General features: G+C 42.1%; 15 protein-coding genes. 5 read left to right on the top strand and 10 right to left on the bottom strand.

The genetic code is table 11. The features are described from left to right. The first annotated feature begins 102 nt into the window (after nt 1-102). From recC to CWC04_RS18120, 5 genes are all read left to right on the top strand, one after another. A complete protein-coding gene (recC, locus tag CWC04_RS18140) occupies nt 103-3,405 on the top strand; it encodes an exodeoxyribonuclease V subunit gamma (RefSeq protein ID WP_138686081.1) in 3,303 nt (1,100 codons plus the stop codon). After that, the gene (recB, locus tag CWC04_RS18135; protein ID WP_138686080.1) at nt 3,392-6,955 is read left to right on the top strand and encodes an exodeoxyribonuclease V subunit beta; all 3,564 of its coding nucleotides are present in this window, start codon (nt 3,392-3,394) and stop codon (nt 6,953-6,955) included. Before recC ends, recB begins: the two co-directional genes overlap by 14 nt. Beyond that, on the top strand, nt 6,952-8,913 hold the full coding sequence (gene recD / locus CWC04_RS18130; RefSeq protein ID WP_138686079.1) for an exodeoxyribonuclease V subunit alpha: 1,962 nt from the start codon (nt 6,952-6,954) through the stop codon (nt 8,911-8,913). The genes recB and recD overlap by 4 nt, the downstream gene beginning before the upstream one ends. A gap of 310 nt (nt 8,914-9,223) precedes the next feature. Then, complete coding sequence (locus CWC04_RS18125; RefSeq protein ID WP_138686078.1) at nt 9,224-10,285, top strand: hypothetical protein; 1,062 nt, start codon at nt 9,224-9,226, stop codon at nt 10,283-10,285. A gap of 87 nt (nt 10,286-10,372) precedes the next feature. Continuing rightward, a complete protein-coding gene (locus tag CWC04_RS18120; RefSeq protein WP_126006591.1) occupies nt 10,373-11,440 on the top strand; it encodes a hypothetical protein in 1,068 nt (355 codons plus the stop codon). Nucleotides 11,441-11,499: 59 nt separating this feature from the next. Here CWC04_RS18120 and ttcA read toward each other — a convergent pair whose 3' ends face one another. The 10 genes from ttcA to ccoO form a co-directional block, all read right to left on the bottom strand. Further along, nucleotides 11,500-12,417 carry a tRNA 2-thiocytidine(32) synthetase TtcA gene (gene ttcA, locus CWC04_RS18115; RefSeq protein WP_029774533.1) on the bottom strand — a complete coding sequence of 306 codons (918 nt, stop codon included), beginning with the start codon at nt 12,415-12,417 and terminating at the stop codon, nt 11,500-11,502. Between the two features lie 103 nt (nt 12,418-12,520). Beyond that, a complete protein-coding gene (uspE, locus tag CWC04_RS18110; protein ID WP_024032584.1) occupies nt 12,521-13,447 on the bottom strand; it encodes a universal stress protein UspE in 927 nt (308 codons plus the stop codon). A gap of 106 nt (nt 13,448-13,553) precedes the next feature. Beyond that, a complete protein-coding gene (locus CWC04_RS18105) occupies nt 13,554-14,291 on the bottom strand; it encodes an FNR family transcription factor (protein WP_126006594.1) in 738 nt (245 codons plus the stop codon). Nucleotides 14,292-14,359: 68 nt separating this feature from the next. Continuing rightward, a complete protein-coding gene (locus CWC04_RS18100) occupies nt 14,360-15,031 on the bottom strand; it encodes a sulfite exporter TauE/SafE family protein (protein WP_126006596.1) in 672 nt (223 codons plus the stop codon). Then, entirely contained in the window at nt 15,024-15,191 is a 168-nt protein-coding gene (gene ccoS, locus CWC04_RS18095; RefSeq protein ID WP_002963071.1) for a cbb3-type cytochrome oxidase assembly protein CcoS, read from the bottom strand. The genes CWC04_RS18100 and ccoS overlap by 8 nt, the downstream gene beginning before the upstream one ends. Beyond that, complete coding sequence (locus CWC04_RS18090; protein ID WP_138686077.1) at nt 15,188-17,563, bottom strand: heavy metal translocating P-type ATPase; 2,376 nt, start codon at nt 17,561-17,563, stop codon at nt 15,188-15,190. The genes ccoS and CWC04_RS18090 overlap by 4 nt, the downstream gene beginning before the upstream one ends. Nucleotides 17,564-17,571: 8 nt before the next feature. Beyond that, nucleotides 17,572-18,063, bottom strand: a complete 492-nt coding sequence (locus tag CWC04_RS18085) for a FixH family protein (protein WP_004588822.1) — start codon at nt 18,061-18,063, stop codon at nt 17,572-17,574. Nucleotides 18,064-18,204: 141 nt separating this feature from the next. Next, complete coding sequence (gene ccoP, locus CWC04_RS18080) at nt 18,205-19,239, bottom strand: cytochrome-c oxidase, cbb3-type subunit III (RefSeq protein WP_054982343.1); 1,035 nt, start codon at nt 19,237-19,239, stop codon at nt 18,205-18,207. Then, a complete protein-coding gene (locus tag CWC04_RS18075) occupies nt 19,236-19,421 on the bottom strand; it encodes a CcoQ/FixQ family Cbb3-type cytochrome c oxidase assembly chaperone (RefSeq protein WP_004588824.1) in 186 nt (61 codons plus the stop codon). Before CWC04_RS18075 ends, ccoP begins: the two co-directional genes overlap by 4 nt. Nucleotides 19,422-19,426: 5 nt before the next feature. After that, the gene (ccoO, locus tag CWC04_RS18070; protein WP_004588825.1) at nt 19,427-20,101 is read right to left on the bottom strand and encodes a cytochrome-c oxidase, cbb3-type subunit II; all 675 of its coding nucleotides are present in this window, start codon (nt 20,099-20,101) and stop codon (nt 19,427-19,429) included. Nucleotide 20,102: the final 1 nt, after the last annotated feature.

Raw genomic sequence — 20,102 nt, 5'->3', positions numbered from 1 at the left:
CTGCTAACTCGCTGATTTATTAGTGCCAATTTGCTGATTGCGCTACCCCTATAAATGAAAATATCTTAAACTGGTTTTACTTCAAGTAAGGACTCCAGTTGTATGCTCAATATTATTCAATCAAACCGTATGGAAGCGCTGCAGGCTCAGTTTAATCAGCTATTAAAAGTAAACCCGCTGCAAAGCCCATTCGATAAAGAAGTGGTATTAGTGCAGTCGCCGGGTATGTCGCAGTGGCTTAAAATTGGTTTAAGCGAAAACCTAGGGTTAGCCGCGCAGGTCGATTTTCCGCTGCCATCGAGCTTTATATGGCAGTTGTATCAGCAGTTACTGCCCAATGTACCTAAAGAGTCGGCATTTAATAAGCCTAACCTTGCTTGGAAATTATTTGCAATACTGCCCAGTTGTATTGATGAACCGCTTTATTTGCCATTAAAAACCTATTTAGAGGGCGATCTAGACGGGCAAAAAACCTTTGCCCTGTGTGAAAAAATTGCCGATGTGTACGACCAATATTTAATGTACCGCCCGCACTGGATTGCCACTTGGGATAGCGGCAAAGATGAACTTGACGATGTTGATGTAAGCATTGCCCCGTGGCAAAGCGATTTATGGCGAAAGCTGGTGGCGCACAGTAAAGCGCTTGGGCAAAGCCAATTTCATCGTGCCAATATGCAAGGGCAGCTACTCGATGCCCTTGAGAATATGGATAATAGCTTACTACCTAAACGCATTAGTTTATTTGGTATATCGGCGATTGCGAGCTCGCAGCTTGAGGTGTTTGAAGCGCTGAGCAAAAAAACAGAGGTGTTTTTATTCTTTTTTAATCCTAGCGAGCATTATTGGGGCGATGTGGTTGATGAAAAAACAGCAGCCAAAATAAATGCCAAATACGCCAAAATGCCGCTTTTAGAAGCGCAGCAAAAAAAACAAACTAACCCTGATGAAGAATACTACTTTATAGGTAACCCGCTTTTATCGTCATGGGGAAAACTAGGGCGCGATTACTTTGAGCAACTCGTACAACTTGATGCGCGTTGGATTGATGGCTTTATAGATGCGTTTGACGATAGCTTACTGGGTCAAATTCAAAGCGAGATTTACCAACTGGCATTTAAAGGTGAGTCACTTACCGATAACAAGCAATGGTTTATTAATGATGAGGGTAAACTGCCCATTAGCGACACCGACACCAGCATTACTTTAAGCGATTGCCACACACCGCTTAGAGAGGTTGAGCGCCTGCACGACTATTTACTTACTTTGTTTAATCAAAACCCGTCGCTCACTCCTAAAGACATTATTGTAATGATGCCTGATGTAGGTACGTACAGCCCGTATATTGAAGCGGTATTTGGCGGCGCGCAGAACACCAGTCGCTTTATTCCTTATGCATTGGCCGATTTAGCCATAGAGCAAGAAAAACCGGTGCTGAGCTCGTTTGCCAGCTTAGCCAATTTGCCGTTTTCGCGTTTTGGTGTCTCGGATATTCTTGATTTACTGCAAGTAACACAAATTGCCGAAAAATTTGCGCTAGAGGCGCACGAGTACGAACAAATTCAATATTGGCTTGAGCGTGTAGGGGTTAAATGGGGTATAAATGCTGAGCACAAAAGTAGCTTTGATTTACCCGCAATAGATTTAAATACCTGGCAGCATGGTTTAAACCGTTTACTGCTAGGCATAGCCCAGCGCGATGAGCAATGCCCGTTTAACGGCATTTATAGTGCCGATGAAGTAGAGGGCATGGCGCTTGATACCCTTAATAAACTGGTGCATTTTATTGATGTACTGCAGCGCTTTAAAGATGAGCTAACACCTGATGATACCCTTAGCAATAAAGCGGATATTTTATCTGAGCTAATAAATGCTATTTATTACAATGAAGGCGAAGACAGCTGGGATTTACTGGTACTGCAAAATGTTTTAGAGGAACTTAAAAAGCACCACGATAATGGCGATTACGATAAACATGTATCGCAACGAATTGTAAGCTACCTGATAAAACAAGGCATTCAGGAAAAAGGGGTAGGACAGCGCTTTTTAGTGGGGCAAGTTAACTTTTGTACACTAATGCCTATGCGCGCCGTGCCGTTTAAAGTGGTGTGTATGCTTGGTTTAAACGATGCCGATTACCCACGTACGGTGCAGCCAATAGGGTTTGACTTAGTGCCGTATTCTAAAAAACAAAAAGGTGACCGTTCACGTAAATTAGATGACCGCTACTTATTTTTAGAAGCCCTGCTTAGTGCCCGCGAAAATTTATACATAAGTTACATTGGCCGCTCGTGTTTTGACAATCAACCGCGTATGCCCTCAACCTTAGTAAGCGAGCTTTTAGAGTACATAGGCCGCAGCTTTACGTTAGCAAATAACAGCGAAAAAACGCTGCCTGGGTGTTTAATTAATCAGCAGCACTTGCAGCCTTTTAATCGTGCGTATTACACAGTAGACACTGAAGCTGATGAAAAACTGAGTAATCACAGTTTTAATCCTATTTGGCTGCCAAGCGAGCGTATAGACGCGCAGCCGCTAACAGCCATTGATGTAACAGCGCCCGCGCAATTAGAGCTTGATGTATTTATTCGCAGTGTGTGCAACGCACAAGAGAGCTTTTACCAGCAAACATTAGGTTTACGCCTACCTGAATTTAACGAAGTAGCAAAAGATGAAGAGCCTTTTAGCCTAGATGCGCTGCGCCGCTACTTTTATTTAGACGAAATACTGCAAGCCAACATTAATGAGCAACCTTTAAGTACAGAGCAAATATTGCAACGGGGGGAGCTGCCACAAGCCAATGTGGGCAATTTAGTGTATGAGAGCATGGCGCACCGAGTAGATGCACTAGCCGGGCAAGTAAAAGAGCATATTAAAAGCGGCAAAACCGACCCGCTTGAGGTGTCTTTGCGCATAGAGAACACCACCATTGAGGGCTGGCTTAATCATATTTACCTTCAAAAACAAGTGTTTTACCGAAGTGCCAGTATAAAGGCCAAAGATTTAATTAAAGGCTTTATATATCATCTTGTTGCACAAAGTATGGAGCAAAATGTTGAAACCCTTTTACTGGGGCTCGATAAGCAAATTAGCTTTGCACCACTGAGTAAAAATGAGGCCGATGCCTTACTCAATGATTGGTTTTCGTTATACCAAGCCTTGCGCAAAGAGCCTGTGGCATTTTATCCGGTAAGTGGCTATGAATACATTAAAAGTGGTGGCGATATTGGTAAAGCCATTAGCAAGTTTAACCCACAATACATAGGGCGCGGCGAGGGCGAAAACCCGTATATTCGTTTAACGGTGCAATCGCTCAATGACTGCCAAGAAGAATTTATTAAGTGGAGCGAAAAATTACTCTCCCCATTACATGCACATGCAAAGGAGAGTGACCATGCAAGCGCTTAATCCGCTAACAATGCCGTTAAAAGGGCAAAGTTTAATAGAAGCCAGTGCGGGTACGGGTAAAACCTACACCATTACCGGGCTTTATTTACGCTATTTATTAGGCTTGCAAATACCAGGGGAGATAAACACCCCGTTAAGTGTTGAGCAAATATTGGTGGTTACCTTTACCGATGCTGCAACGCAAGAAATTAAAGACCGCGTACGCAGCCGTATTATTGCTGCGCGCGATGCATTACTGGGCCAAAACCCAAATGATGAATTAATAGAAGGTGTAATAGCCGCAGTAGATGATAAACACCGCGCCTTTGATTTACTCGATGCCGCCGCTAAATCTATGGACGAAGCCGCTATATTTACCATTCATGGTTTTTGCCAACGCATGTTAAAGCAGCATGCGTTTGAATCGGGCGTTGCTTTTAACCTTGAATTTATTCTAGATGAGCGCGACATACTGCTCGACACAATTAAGGATTTTTGGCGCGCCTTTGTATACCCACTTAATAAAGAACGCACTGATGCTATTTTAGAGGTGTTTGCAGCCCCTGAATCGCTATTTAGCCAAGTTAGTAGTGTGCTAAATAAAGCCAATGCGAACATAGTGCCGCAAATAAACTTAGATGACGTATTTAAAGCTCGCGATGAGTACATTGCTAAAGTACCCGCTTTTAAAAAAGCAGTGCTGGAGCAAGAGTTTATAGCTGCAATAAAGGGCTCGGGTTTAAGTGGCTCTAAAACACCTGGGCGAAAAGGCAGTTTAACGGCCCTTGAAGGATTTTGTTTAGGTGATGAGTTATTTTTTGAATTTGGCACCAATAAATACTCGTTTGAGGTGTGGAGCAGCGAAAACTTAAGTGATGCCAGTAATTATAAAAAAAATCAGCCATTATTTAGCCACCCTCTGCTTAGCCTGTTTGATGAGCTCAGTGCACTTAATACTAAAATTAATCAGGGTCTTAAAATTGCCGTTGTACAAACCGCAGCTCGGTGGGTTAAACAGGCAATTGTAAAACGCAAGCAAGAGCAAAGTGTGATCACCCCAGATGATTTACTGACTAATTTACACAGTGCTTTAAATGCCGAGCAGGGCGAGGCTTTATCGCAAAAAATAGCGCAGTTATTTCCTGTTGCCATGATTGATGAGTTCCAAGATACCGATCCGATTCAGTACGGAATTTTTAGCAAAATATACGGCCAAGAAAAAACGACGCTTGCCATGATAGGCGACCCAAAACAGGCTATTTATGGCTTTAGGGGCGCAGATATTTTTACCTATATTGGCGCAAAAGAGTCGGTAGAGCCTGAGCAGCAATTTACTTTAGGTACTAATTTTCGCTCAAGCATCGATATAGTAAGCAGTGTGAACAGTTTGTTTTCTAAACATGCCAATAGCTTTATTTATAACGATGCCATACCGTTTAACGCAGTAGCAGCAAAAGGCAAAAAAGCCGATGAAACATTTACAATAGATGACAAACCTGCCACCGCGTTTGAATTTAATGTATTTGTAGATGAAGCTGCAGATGAAAAAAACAAACCCACCAGTAAAGGCGTTGGGCAAGGGCATTTGGCCAGCTATTTTGCTAATAAAATAGTGACACTGCTTGAGCAAGCCGAGCAAGGGCGAGCGTGCATTGGTAAGCATAAGGTGACCGCTGCCGATATTTGTATATTGGTGCGCGACCGTGTAGAAGCGCAAATAATGAAAAAAGCACTGAGCAATGCCAATATTGCTAGCGTGTATTTATCGCGCGACAGTGTTTTTAGCCAAGAGCTTAGCCACCATTTACTTAATTTTTTAACGGCATTGCATGGGCAATACAACGAGTCATTACTGCGCGGCGTATTAGCAGGGCCATTATTTTGTTTAAGCTACAACGAAATTTACGCCCTTGCTGATGATGAAAATAAATGGCAAGAGCACTTAAACTTTTTTGCTCAACTTAGCCATATTTGGAACAAGCAGGGCGCAATGGCGATGCTTGAGCGTTTGTTAAGTCATAATCAGCTGAGCGCTAAGTGGCAAGGGCTTGGCTATAACGTTGAGCGCTGGTTAACCGACTTTAGACACTTAGGTGAAATACTGCAGCAAAAGCAAATAGAGCTAGAAGGCACTTTGCGCTTGCTACGTTGGTTTGCACAAAAAGTAAGCCAGCAAGATGGCGAAACCGTGCAAGTACGCCTAGAGAGTGACGCAAACTTAGTTAAAATTGTGACTATGCATGCCTCAAAAGGGCTCGAGTATCCGCTGGTATTTATGCCTTTTGCCAGTGGCTATCGCGAAACTAAAGAAGCGCTTTATCATCAAAACGGCCAGCTAGTTTACGATTTAAGTAAAAACGAAGACGCCTTAGCACAAGCCGAGCAAGAACGCCTAGCTGAAGACTTACGCTTACTTTATGTTGCCCTTACCCGTGCGGTACATTTTTGTGCACTTGGGGTGTATAACATAGGGCAAGGGCAAAGTAGTCGCTTGGCTATACAAAGTAGTGCATTAGGGCATGTGTTATTTGCAGGGCTTGAGCTTAAAAGTAGCCAAACGTGGCGCACCCACTTAAGTGAATTTTGCGACGCTCACACCGAAATGCATTATCAGCAATTTACGGCTGAGCAATTGGCCGAACAAGGCCAATTAACACTCAATAGCGCAGTGCAGCAAAGCCAAGCGTTAAGAGTTAATACGGTTACAGCCAACATAGAGCGAGATTGGCGAGCAACCAGCTTTAGCGCGCTAAGCTTTAAAAAGCACACCGATCATATTGAGCCTGGGCGCAGCGATGAAGATCATGAAAAAGATGAATTTGCTAACAGCCAGGATGAAATACCATCGCCTTACAGTTTTCCCAAGGGGGCGAAGCCTGGAAGCTGTTTGCATGAAATTTTTGAACAAATAGACTTTACCAGTGCGCAAGTACACCCTACAAATCCAGAGCAAAATTTAGCAGAGGTAGTTAAACATGCGCTGGATAAATACCATATTAGCGAAAGCTGGCAACACGTGACCGAGCAATGGGTGCTTGATTCGTTAATCTGCCCCTTAAACAATGAGGGGTTAAGCTTAAGTCAATTAGCTCCGACAGATTGCCTAGTCGAAATGGAATTTAATTTACCTTTAGATAGTTTAAGCGCGCCTAAATTAAACGAAATACTGGTTAAGCATTTTGGTTTTACCCAAAGCAAACTCGAGTTTTCTCATGTAAAAGGCCTGTTAAAGGGATTTATAGATTTAATTTTTTGCTATCAAGAGAAGTATTATATTTTAGATTATAAGTCTAATTACTTAGGCAATACGCCCGCTGACTATGAAAGCGACCTGCTAGAGCAAGCCATGAATAGCCATCAGTATCATTTACAGTATTTAATTTATAGCGTTGCGCTGCACCGATTACTCAAACAACGCATTAGTGGTTATGCAATAGAAACCCATTTAGGCGGGGTTTATTATACGTTTTTACGCGGCATGCCGGCGGGCAAAGGGGTGTATTTTAATAAGCTTAGCGCAGAGCAAATCACACTATTAGATGGCTTATTTAGCCAAGGAGCCATGTTATGAGTGACTATCCTATGCAGCAAAGCTTGTTTGATGAGCCGCCAGCACCTGCCCAACCGTTAAATACGGTGGAGCTTCTTGACTACTTATTAGATGAAAAACGCATAAGAATGGTAGATGTAAAGCTTGCCTTAATGCTGTGCGACAACCAGCAAAACGACGTGTTTTATATAGTGTTATTGCTGTGTTTAGCACAGCAAAGCCAGCATAGCTGTTTAACATTAAAAGAAGTCGACTGGCAAAACCCGTTTAATTTACGCCAAAGCGACTTTACTAAAACCGAGGGCAATGTACCAAATATTACATCGCCTTTTAACGAAGCCTTTAACTACCTCGATGCGCTTAGCTGTTTAAGTGCCCATAACAGTGTAGGCGAGGCCAAACCCTTACAGTTATTTAACGAACGGCTTTATTTTGCGCGCCTAGCTGATTATGAGCACACCTTAGCTACACGTTTACTTGCGATGAGTGAGCGCCATTTAAATATAAATACCCAGTTACTCAGCCAATTATTAAATGACTACTTTGTTGATAATTCAGCACTGGCGATTGATTGGCAAAAAGTAGCCTGTGCTATTGCCGCAACAAAAGGTTTTAGCGTTATTACGGGCGGGCCAGGGACAGGTAAAACCACCACCGTGACTAAGCTATTAGCTATTTTACAGTCGCTTTATAAAAGTGCACCTTTAAGCATAAAGCTGGTGGCGCCTACAGGTAAAGCGGCAGCTCGTTTAAGTGAATCAATTTTAGGGGCAAAAGAGCAACTTAAAATTATTCCTGAGGATATAAAGGCCTTAATTCCCGATAGCGCGCAAACTATTCACCGGCTTTTAGGGGTTAAACCCTTTACTAATAAATTTAAGCATAACAGCACCAACCCGCTGCATTTAGATGTACTTATTATTGATGAAGCCAGTATGGTTGATTTATCACTCATGGCTAAATTAATAGCAGCACTGCCTGCGCATGCGCGTTTAATATTGCTTGGCGATAAAGACCAACTTGCCTCGGTAGATACCGGCAGTGTAATGAGTGATTTATGCCAAGGGTTAGCATTGGGTGAAACGCCTAATTACTCGCAAGCACGATGTGATGAGCTCAATGCTTTATGTTTTAAAGGAGAGGCTAAATTAGCGGCGCCTGGACATAGCGAATTTAAACTAGCTGATTGCATTGCGTTCTTACAACACAGTTACCGGTTTGATGCACAAAGTGGCATTGGCCAGCTTGCGCTGGCGGTTAATACTAACCATAACGGTATTTTAAAATACGTAGAGCAACAAAGCACACAAGGCCAATTTAACGATGTTATTTTAGATTATGACTTTGTTGCAAAACCCATAGAAAAATTAATAAACAGTGCTGCTAAGCATTACGCTCATTATTTAAATTTAATTGCACAAGGGGCAAGTGTTGCAGATGTTCACGCGGCGTTTTCTCAATATCAATTATTAGCGGCCGTGCGTGAGGGTGATTACGGCGTAAATAGCTTAAACAGCCGCATTGAGCGCGCACTTGTGCAACAAGGGTTAATATCGGTAAGCCCAAACCAGCGCCATTACAGTGGTATGCCCATTATGGTGAGCCAAAACGATTATCAACTTAAGTTGTTTAATGGTGATATTGGTATCTTAATGCCCGATGAAAGCGGGCAGTTAAAAGCATTATTTATTGATGAGCAAAACACGGTTCGGGCGTTTTCACCCGCGCGCCTACCTGCTCACGATAAAGTGTATGTAATGACCATACATAAATCGCAGGGCTCGGAGTTTAGTTATACTGCTATGGTTTTACCGCCGCTTAAACACGCCAGTATGGGTGTAAATAGACAGCTGGTGTACACAGGCATAACACGTGCTAAAAACACCTTTGAGCTGGTGGCCGATAAAAAAGTACTGCAATTGGCCATGAGCAAAAGTGTATCAAGAGCCTCAGGATTGTATGAGCGTTTAAAATACTAATACCTGTTTATATTTAAAGGTTGAACTAATTTCTAAAAACCTAACGTATTTTTATGCGTTAGGTTTTTTAGCTTTAGTACTGCCTAATTACTAGGTATGTGTAAATAATACTAAATATTGCAATTATTTGAATTTAAGCCACTGAATATACAGTCAATATAGATTTAACAGAATTTAAATGATAATAAATTGTTGCATTTTTGAGCGTTGTTCCTAATACTGGTCAATGCATGTGCGCCTGCACATGTGTAAATGAATACCTTAAGTACATAGGCATAAAAATAAAACACTGAACACATTAAGGATTTATATGAACAACTCTAAACGAACACACACACTTAAGTATCTACTTTTTGCCAGCTCTGCGTTTTTAATGAGCTTTTCTGCACTGAGTAAAGATCACAAAATTATACTGATCCACGGCTTACAGGTATCGCAAATAACCAATAAGTCGGGCAGCGATGTAATAAACGACGGTGAAACCTATTGGCAAACCTATTGGAATAACCGTGCTGATGAACGTATTGATTGGCCTGCCTATGAGCGCATTGAAGGTAAAATTGCGACCGATTGGGTATGGCCTAAATTAAAGCAAATATCGCGTTCTAACTTATGTGCTGATGGCTGTGTGCTAGTAACGCATTCAACAGGTGATTTAGTTGCTCGCCATATTATTGATAACCAAGCTAATTGGCTTGAAAATGCAGGGCTTACGCCACTTAATATTGTGGCGACCTTTGATTTAGCGGGAGCAGGGGGCGGCAGCGAGCTTGCCGATATTGCTGTAAGTGCTTTAACTGGCGCAGCATGGAACTTTGCAGTGGATGCTGCACTCAAATGGTGGTTAGGCAGCGATGTGACAGAAGCGGTGGGCGTATTACACGACTTAAAAGTAAATAACGCACGCAAAATTTCGCCGTTTCCAGATGCGCGTACGCCGCGTTTACGTTTTGTAGCCGATGGTAATGAGTACCTAGGTTTAACGGGCGGGTTTTTAAAAGGTAATGATGATTCGGTGGTGGCATCGCATTCATCGTGTGGAGCAAGCGCGGCTAAATCGTTTGGCAGTTGCAGTAGCAGTATTGATACTAATGGCCAGTTAAAATCACAAGGCGATGCCGTTAATAGCTTTATGCCGAACCATTATCCAATGATGATGAGCGACAGCTACAGCCACAACGAGATCCACAATGCGCAGCGCAAAGGGAATGTCACAATTGCCATGAACAATATAAATGTAGATGGTCAAAATGTTGGCTTTAATACATTTGATAAAACAACGGGTACTTGGTTTTGGAAAAAACACTACCGCTATATTAAGGATTCAAACACGCAAAGCGCCTCGGCACTTATTTATAACGTGATCCCTTAATAAGTACCTAAATTTTATAAACGCGTTAGGTATTAAACGCTAGAGCGTGTAGTTATTTGCTGCACGCTTTTAAAGGATTGATGCAAGATGAAAAAGTTTTACATTGGTGCCGCTGTAGTCAGTATTGCGATGTTTTTACTGTGGTTTACAAATAAAAATGAAGTTAAAACGCTTGAGCCTCCCGCTGCACTGGCAATAAAAAACAAGACAGATCCAGCAAGCCCAGATAAAAACACCGTAATAACCATTGATGTGCCAAAACAAAAACAGGCAAAAAGCCCACCCAAAATACATTATGATCAGCACTTGGCCAGTGCCGCAGAGCATGTGGCAATGCAATACCAAAGCGCACTCAAATACCCACCTTATTCGCAGCCCTTAAGCGCACTTGATGAAGACCGTTTAAAGCCCAATCAGTTTTACCCAGTTACAAGCCCCATTGACGATGCGGGTAATGCCCTCGTTGTTAGTTTAGATAAATATCGGTTTGTATACCCGCAAGAAATAACCGTTCATATTGCTGCGCAAAACCTAGCAGAGGTAAATGTAGCGCTAAGCAATACCGATACCAAAGCGTCAATCAGTTCAAAAACCACCACAGCTCAGCAGGGTGAAGCCACAGTAAGCTTTAAAGCCAGTGAAGACTACCCGCGAAATTTACAGCTATTTGTAGAGGCAAATGTTGCAGGTAAAAAGGTGCCTGCAGTTGCGCAAATACAGTATATGCCACCCAGTGCGACGCTTATTGATTTTGATAATGCCTATGTACAAAACGAAAACATGATAGCCACAGCCCATTTAAAGGTGCTTAAAAGTGGCTTATATAGAATTAGAGCTAATTTATACAGTGATACGACCCCACTTGCACATTTGGTGACTAAAAAGAAACTTTCACAGGGCAGTCAAACGGTGGATTTAAAGGCGCATTGGTCGGTATTACCACAAGGGGTGGTTAACATGCGTTTAAGTGACTTTGTGATAGAGCGCATGTCGCCAAGACCAGGTGAGCGTAATAGTTTTGGTAGCAGTGACATTACTGAGTTTGAAATTACAGATTTTGCCTACGATAGTTTGCAACAGTTGCCTTATCAAGCAAACGAGCAAGAACGAATGAGTTTAGAGTTTTTAAAAGGGTTAGCTGATAAAGGCGCTTAGCAGGATTAATGAGTATAAAAAAAGGGGCGAGTAGCCCCTTAACTGTATTTTTAAAACCGTTAGCTTAGGTTAATAGTAACAACATCAGCTTGTTGCTGTTGGTTTTCATCTTCATCGCTTACAGGCGCGTTAGGTATATCTGGTTTATCGAGTGCTATATCGCCGCCATCAATAACGTCGCCGGTTTTTAGGTTTTCAAAGTCAAATAGTTCTGTATCGGCTAAATGCGAAGGCACCACATTTTGCATTGCAGTAAAAATACTCTCAATACGCCCAGGGTGGTCTTTATTCCATTGCGCTAGCATGTTTTTAGTGTGTTTACGTTGCAGGTTTTCTTGTGAGCCACATAAGTTACAAGGAATAATAGGGTAGCCTTGGCTAAATGCGTATTTACTTATATCGGCTTCTTTACAATAAGCGAGGGGACGAATAACCATATGCTCGCCGTTATCGCTCATTAATTTAGCCGGCATGCTTTTAAGCTTACCGCCGTAAAACATGTTTAAAAAGAGTGTTTCGATCATGTCATCGCGGTGATGGCCAAGGGCAATTTTAGTTGCACCCATTTCTTTGGCTGTACGGTACAAAATACCACGACGTAGGCGTGAGCAAAGCGAACACGTGGTTTTACCCTCAGGAATTATATCGGTAACAATGCTGTAGGTGTCTTCTTCTACAATTTTGTATTCAATATCTTGTTTATCAAGGTACTCAGGTAAAACGTGTTCAGGAAAGCCTGGTTGTTTTTGATCGAGATTAACAACAAATAAATCAAATTTAATAGGCGCCACACGCTTTAAATGTTTAAGCATATCAAGCATGGTGTAACTGTCTTTACCACCCGATAGGCATACCATTATACGGTCGCCTTCTTCTATCATGTTAAAGTCCATGACGGCTTGGCCAGTAAGACGGCGTAAACGCTTTTGTAGCTTATTTAAGTTGTATTGAGCTTTGGCTTGAGCTGAGTGAGACACTACGCCCCCTTATAAAACAATGCGGCAAATTATTTGCTGAAAATAAAGGGGCGTATTATATACCCAAGTACTATGGGTATTAAAGCGCTAGTTAAGGCTTTGTTTAACTTTTGGCAAGCGGGCTTACGTAGCCATCAGGTTTTAATGCCAAGACATCGCAGTCTAGGCTATCAATTACGTGCTCGGCAGTGTTGCCAACCAATGCGGCACTTAGCCCCGTGCGCCCTACGGTGCCAATCACCACCAGTTCGCTATTTAAGCGATTTGCTACATCGGGGATCACATCCTCCGGTAGGCCTTCTTCTATAAAGCATTGCTCATTAGTTAAACTAAAGGTTTTAGCAAGCTCGTTGGTAGATTCTATGTGGTGTTTTTTTACAGATTCGTTATAAAGGCCTGGGTTAAATTCTGGTATCTCTATGGCAATATTAATGGGTGTAGCAGGGTAGGCATTAACTAAATTAAGTTTAGCGTTGGCAAGTTCACATAAAAATTGTGCATCTTTAATAATGCGTTTATTAAGGGCTACATGCTCATCGTTTTCACTAACCGCATTGACTGCGGCTAAAATATTACCTTGCTCAGGCCAGGCCATTTCTTTTACAAATAACACAGGTGTGGGACATTTACGTACTAAGTGCCAGTCGGTAGGGGTAAAAATAACCGATTTTAGCGCGCCATGCTGATGGGTACTTTTAACCACTAAATCGTATTCTTGTTCAATCACGGTATTAATAATGGCTTCAAAAGGGCGGTTATGCCAGACCACTTGGGTGGTGATATTTACATCTGGGTAGGTAGAAATTATATCCTTAAGCCATAATTCTCTATCGTTTATAACGGCTTTTCGCATTGCTTCGCGCTCTTCAAACGACAGCATAGTGGTCATTTCGTAAGAAAAGTCGTAAACAGTCATAAAGGCGGTAATACTCGCGCCTGACTTTTTGGCTAAATCAATCGAGCGAGCTAAACCGTGATGGTCATCCTTAGTGGGATCAATAACGGCTAAAATACGTTTAATAGTGTTCATATGCTACTCCCTTTTTAACTTACTTTCAGTGTAACGTAAATACACAGCAGTTAAAGGGGTAGCACACAAATTGTTGTTCTAAATCAAAGTTACAACACCTGTTAGTTTAGCAAGGCTTAATTATTGCTGCCGTTTTGGCGAGTGCGTCGCTGTCTAAAATAGTAATAAATTTACCTTCTACTTTTATTAAGTCCGCTTTTTGAAAACGACTTAATAAGCGGCTGATGGTCTCAACGGTTAGCCCTAAGTAGTTACCTATTTCACCACGAGTCATGGTAAATCTAAACTCTTTACGCGAGAATCCGCGCTCGCCAAAGCGCTCCGAAAGGTTATAAATAAAGCTCGCTAGGCGCTCTTCTGCCGATTTTTTATTAAGAAGTAGCAGCATTTCTTGATCGTAGGTAATTTCGCTACTCATTAAACGCATAATTTGTTGGCGAAGTTTGGGTAATTTACCTGCTAACTCATCGAGTGTATTAAACGGGATTTCGCAGACCATTGATGTTTCTAGTGCTTGCGAAAAGCTCTGGTGAGCCATTTTGCTAATGGCATCAAAGCCGACTAAATCGCCGGCTAAGTGAAAACCGGTAATTTGCTCATCCCCTTGTTCAGACAATGTGTACGATTTAAATGAGCCTGAGCGTACTGCATAAATTGCATTAAGCGCAGCACCGGATTCAAACAAGTAGTCGCCTTTGTGCAGGGGCTTTTTGCGTTCAATGATTTCGTCAAGTTTATCCATTTCTTGGCCATTTAACGAAAACGGCAAACACAATTGGCTGATGCTGCAGTTGTTACAGCTAATTGCACAATTACTTTTAGCGCGACTTTGAGAGAAATCCATAATTTAATCCGTTTTAATTTTTATACACAGCAGTGAAAATAAACCGAGTGGCTTAATGCCGCTGACGATTAATGTACTAGTTTGTCGGTGGCAATGATCAATAGGTACATACCATACCAAATTATAATACTGCCTAACACAATTCGCGTCCATGGGTGGTTAATAACACTATTAAGTTTTTGGGCGGCCAGGCCTAAGGTGATCATGGCCGGAAAGGTGCCAAGCGCAAAGCAAAGCATCACTAGGGCACCATCAAATGCACTAGGGCTGGTCATTGCCCATGTGAGCGCTGAATAAACCAAACCACAGGGTAGCCAGCCCCACAACGCGCCGTAACCCAATGCTTTAGCCGTTGAATCTACAGGCATTAAATATTTATTAAGCTTAACAATATGCTGCCAAATAAGTGTTTTGCCTATTTTTTCAAGCCATTGCAAAGTGGGGCCTAAGCGCATTATATATACGCCTACCAGCAGCATAAAAATAGCCGCAATGAATGAAAGGGTTACAGAAAAAAACGTATTTTGCTTTGCAAATTGGCTACTTATACCCGCAACGAGTGCGCCAGCCAGCATGTAGCTACACGCTCGGCCAATGTTATAAGCAAATGAATAAATAACAGATTGGCGCTTGTTAATGGCCAATTGCAATGAACTGGCAATACCACCGCACATGGCAAGGCAATGCCCGCTACCAATTAAGCCCATTAAAAAGGCGCTGGTGTAAAGTGGGTCAATCATTACTTTTGTTGTGTTGTTCTTTATCATCTTCAAACAAAATACTATGACCTTGTTTGTTTAAATCAGAGAATTGCTCGCTTTTAACGGCCCAAAAAAACACGCCAATGGCAATAATCACAAATAATATGGCAATCGGGATTAAAATATAAATTATGCTCATAACTTTAAAAGCCTTAGTGAATTACTAATCACAATAATTGAGCTGGCAGACATACCAATAACGGCCATCCACGGGGCTACAAGCCCAAGCGCTGCAAGCGGTAAAATAGAGGCATTATACAACAAAGATAGCGTTAGGTTTTGCTTAATGATTCGCCTGGTTTGCTTAGCAACATTGAGTAGGTGCGCAATTGAGGCTAAATCACTGTTTAACAGCACTACATCGGCACTGTTTTTAGAAATGTCGGCACCGGTTTCCATTGCAATGGATAAATGGGCACTGGCAAATACTGGGCTGTCGTTAATGCCATCGCCTACCATGGCAACCACTTCGTTTTGTGATGACCATTGCTCTACGGCGGTTTGTTTATCTTTAGGCGACAGGGCGCTTTGGCTGCTGTTGAGCTTTAACTGTTTTGCTATTTTTTGTCCGGCGTCTGATGCATCGCCTGTGAGCATATGACAGCTCAAGTTTTGTGCTTGTAAGGTACTTATAAGCTCACTGGCACCGGGTTTTACTTTATCTATAAAGTAAAAACGAGCAACTACGCGTTTATTTATAAATAGGCTTGCTTGGGCATTTGTTTTTTTACTGTCAAACCAGCCGCTTTTACCAATAGCGTAATGATCATCTGCGCTTTGTGCACTAATGCCCATACCTGGGTGTACAGTAATGTTTGTAAGGGCAAGCTCGGTGGTGGCGTATTTATTAAATGCGCTGGCTATGGGGTGCTCAGAATAACGCTCTAACTGGGCTGCAATATTTAGCGCTTGCTCTTTAGAGATTGTGTCATCGAGTATATCAATGGCATCTAAGCTAAATTTACCTTGTGTGAGGGTGCCTGTTTTATCAAAGGCAAACAGCGTTAATTGCGAGAGGGTTTCGAGCACATGCGCTTGTTTAATTAACACCCCTTTGCGGGTAAGCGTGGCTACAGCGCACGTTAATGCGGTAGGTATAGCAAGGCTAAGCGCGCAAGGGCAAGTGGCAACCAATACAGAAATAGTGATCCAAAACGCGTGCTCTGGGTCAATTTGGTACCAGCCAATGGCCGTTATAGAGGCAAAAACTAGCAAGCAGGCAATAAACCACTGGGCAACTTTATCGGTAATTTCTACCAGTTTAGGGCGCTTGGTAAGCGCTGTGTGTTGTAAGTGTATAATTTGGTTTAGTAGGGTGTTTTGGCCAATTTTATTTATTTTTATTTCTATTACGCCATCGTGATTAACACACCCAGCATACACATTGTGGCCAATAAACTTATTAACGGGCTGATGCTCACCGGTCATCATCGACTCATCAACACTTGTTTGCCCCTTGATAAGCTCTCCGTCAGCGGGGATAGTTTCGCCAGCCTTTATGAGTACAACATCATTAAGCTTAAGCTTTTTAGCTGCAATAATATGCTCTTGGCCGTTATCATCAAGGGTGCGGGCGGTTAAAGGCAGCAGCTTTTGTAAGTTGGCAGTAAACTCGCTGGCTTTTAATCGAGCCCTAAATTCAAGGTATTTACCTAATAATAATAAAAAGGTAAACATACATACCGATTCAAAATACACTTCGCCTACTTGCATAAATGTGGCATAACAGCTGGCGCTATACGCACCAAAAATAGCCAGCGAAACGGGTAAGTCCATATTTAACTGTTTTGCTTTTAAGCCATTAATAGCGTTAGTTAAAAAGGGTAATGCGCTGTATAAAATAACGGGGGAGGCAAGTACTAGGCTTATCCACCTAAAGTATTGCTCAAAGTTATTATCCATACCCGAGAACATGCCAAAGTACATGGCAAAGGCAAACATCATCACTTGCATGGTCATCAGCCCTGCAACACCTAAGCGGCGTATATAGGCTTTTGCTGATTGTTGCTTTTGTTGGGCTTCGTCATCAGCTTGAAACGGGTAAGCTTTATAGCCAATTTTGGCTAAGGAAGTAATAATTTCGCTCAGCGGGGTTTGGGTTTTATCCCATTGGATCATGGCACGGTTAGTTGAGGTATTAACATCAACGCGCTTTACCGTTTTTAAGCTAAGTAATTGCTTTTCGATAAGCCATGCACACGCGGCGCAGGTAATGCCTTCAACACTTAAAAGTACTTGGGATAAGTTATCGGTTGTGGCTATAAACTCATCTTGTATGTCTTCGTTGTCGTAGCTTTTAATAAGCGCGAGTTGCTCAGGGACTAACTGCTCTACTTTACCAGCGCGTACGGTGCGGTATTTGTAATAGTCGGTCATGCCTTGGTCAACAATGTTTTGCGCAACTGCTTGGCAGCCAATACAGCACATAGGCTGTGGCGTGTTATCTATTGTTACGGTTGCGCGAAATCCATTTGGCACACTTTCAAGGCAATGAAAGCAAGAAACGCTCATAGTGGTGGCTACTTATAATTTGGGGTAACTAACAAAGGCTGCTCGGTAGGAAGAGTAATGTTTTCTTTTAACTTCCAACTACCATCCACCGGCTCTATAAATACAGAGTAAGCACCTGGTGTGTAGTTATCTAAAAGGGCAGTAAATTCTTTATTTGCATTAGGGGTAAGCGTTGCTTCAAAGTCATGCGCTTTGATGGTGCGATGATAAAAAGACAGCTTTAAAGCGTGTACGTTACTATAATCGCCTTTAGTAAAGGCAAAACTGGCACGCTCGTTTGTAACATTAAGCTTGCCATGTAAAAACAGTGCTTTGGCTTTTTCAAACTTAGTAAGTTCTAAGTTTATTGCTTTGCCTTTTTTATAGTAATCATCAACCACCATATCTGGGCCGTTGCCCACAGCAGTAATAATTAAGGTTATGCACCCGATAATGGCCGCTAGCGGAAAAAAGATTAAAAACCAAGGCCAAAAATTTTTATACCACGGAGTAGGTTGCATAGTTGCTCTAAAATTAGTTTAGGTAGGGCTATTTTATAGCAAATATTTGTAAAAGACTAAAAAAAAGCCTCCGACTGGAGGCTTTTTTGATCTGGATTAATCTGTTGAAATAAAAAGATTAATTAATAGTTAACTGGGTGTTTATTTATCTTGCGATAAACTGTAAACATAGGCAGTTAACAGGTGAATTTTATCTTCACCTAAAATGTCTTTCCATGCTGGCATTACACCGGCGCGGCCATGGTTAAGGGTTTCTTCAACAGCGCGTTGAGAGCCACCGTATAACCAAATGTTATCTGTAAGATTTGGTGCACCAAACGGTAAGTTATGTGCAACAGAGCCTTTACCATCTGCACCGTGACACGCGGCACACATCGCAAACTTAGCGGCACCCGCAGCGGCATCTTTTTGGTTAACAGTACGACCAGACAAGCTAAGTACGTGCGCTGTCATTTCTTTAACGCCTTGCTCACCAAGTGCTGCACTCCAAGAAGGCATTGCGGCTACACGACCATAAAGAAGCGTTTCTTTAATTTTGTCTGGTGAGCCACCGTATAACCAATCTTTGTCAGTTAGGTTAGGGAAGCCCGTTGCACCACGTGCATCTGAACCATGACATTGCGCACAGTTTTGCGAGAATAAACGCTGACCAATTTCAAGTGCTAACTGGCCGTCTGTTTGTTCATGCTTTTCGCCATTTTCAAGGGCTACTTGCTGCGCTGCATCACCTTCAAATTTAGAGTTAACTAAATCTAATACTGGTACTTGTGCAAGCTTGTTAAAAATAGGACCAAAGCGCTCTTGTGCTGCTTCGTATTCTTTATCAAGCTTAACATAGCGGCCTTCTTCTTTTGCTTTAGCCGTGGCTTCTTTAGATTCAGCTAAAGAGGTAATACCTTGGTTAGAGCTTGTCCATTTACCTAAGCCTTCCCAGTTACCTAAACCTGGATAAGCTGCTAAGTAATATACCGACCAAATAAATGTTGCGAAGAACATGTACGTCCACCATTTTGGTAGTGGATTATTTAGTTCGGTAATGCCGTCATATTCATGTCCGCAGTCTTCACCTTCTTTTACGCCAGCATAGTTTTTAAGGTTCCAAACTAATAAGCTAAAAATGATGATTAAGCAGGCTAGGGTTAATACAATAACCCAAATACTCCAAAAGCTAGTCATTTTTCAGACTCCTTTTCCTCGTTAGAGAGTGTGTTGTTATGTTTTTTTTCATCTTCGAAAATGGCATTAGCAGCGTCATCAAAACGATTTTTGCTACGCTTGCTGTATGCCCATACAACAATCACAATAAACAATACTAAAATTACCAGAGTCAAAATGCCTCTGTATGTTCCGTAATCCATAATAATTACTTCAAGTGGGTGCCAAGTTGCTGTAAATACGCGATTAGGGCTTGCATTTCTGTTGCGCCTTCGCCGTTATTCATAGCGTTAACTTTATCAACATCTGCTTGTAGCTCTTCGTCGCTGCCATAACCTAAACCCGGGTGTTTAGGGTTTTCTGGGTTAATAGCAAAAGTATCACGGAAAATTTGTAGTTTTTTCAGAGTCAGGCTGGTATCAACCTTAGTCTCTGCTAACCAAGGAAAACCTGGCATGTTCGACTCAGGAACCACGGCGCGTGGGTCAACTAAGTGTGCATAATGCCAATCGTCCGAGTAACGGTTACCTACACGTGCAAGGTCAGGACCAGTACGTTTAGAACCCCATTGGAAAGGGTGATCCCATACTGATTCGCCCGCTACAGAGTAGTGACCGTAACGCTCAACTTCATCACGAAAAGGACGAATCATTTGTGAGTGACAGTTATAACAACCTTCACGTACATAAATGTCACGACCTTCCATTTCAAGCGCGTTAAGTGGGCGCAAACCTTCTACAGGTTTTGTTGTATCGTCTTGGAACATTAGCGGAGTAATTTCAACTAATGCACCAAAACTAATAGCAAAAACAGTCAGAATAGCCATTAGGCCAACGTTCTTTTCTACTATTTCATGTTTGTTTTGTGAATTTTTATTGCTCATC

Origin of the sequence: Pseudoalteromonas sp. S2893, assembly GCF_005887105.1 — a bacterium.
Classification (GTDB): domain Bacteria; phylum Pseudomonadota; class Gammaproteobacteria; order Enterobacterales; family Alteromonadaceae; genus Pseudoalteromonas; species Pseudoalteromonas atlantica.
The sequence above is the reverse complement of the archived record's forward strand: the minus strand, read 5'-3'. Positions and strand labels throughout refer to the sequence as shown.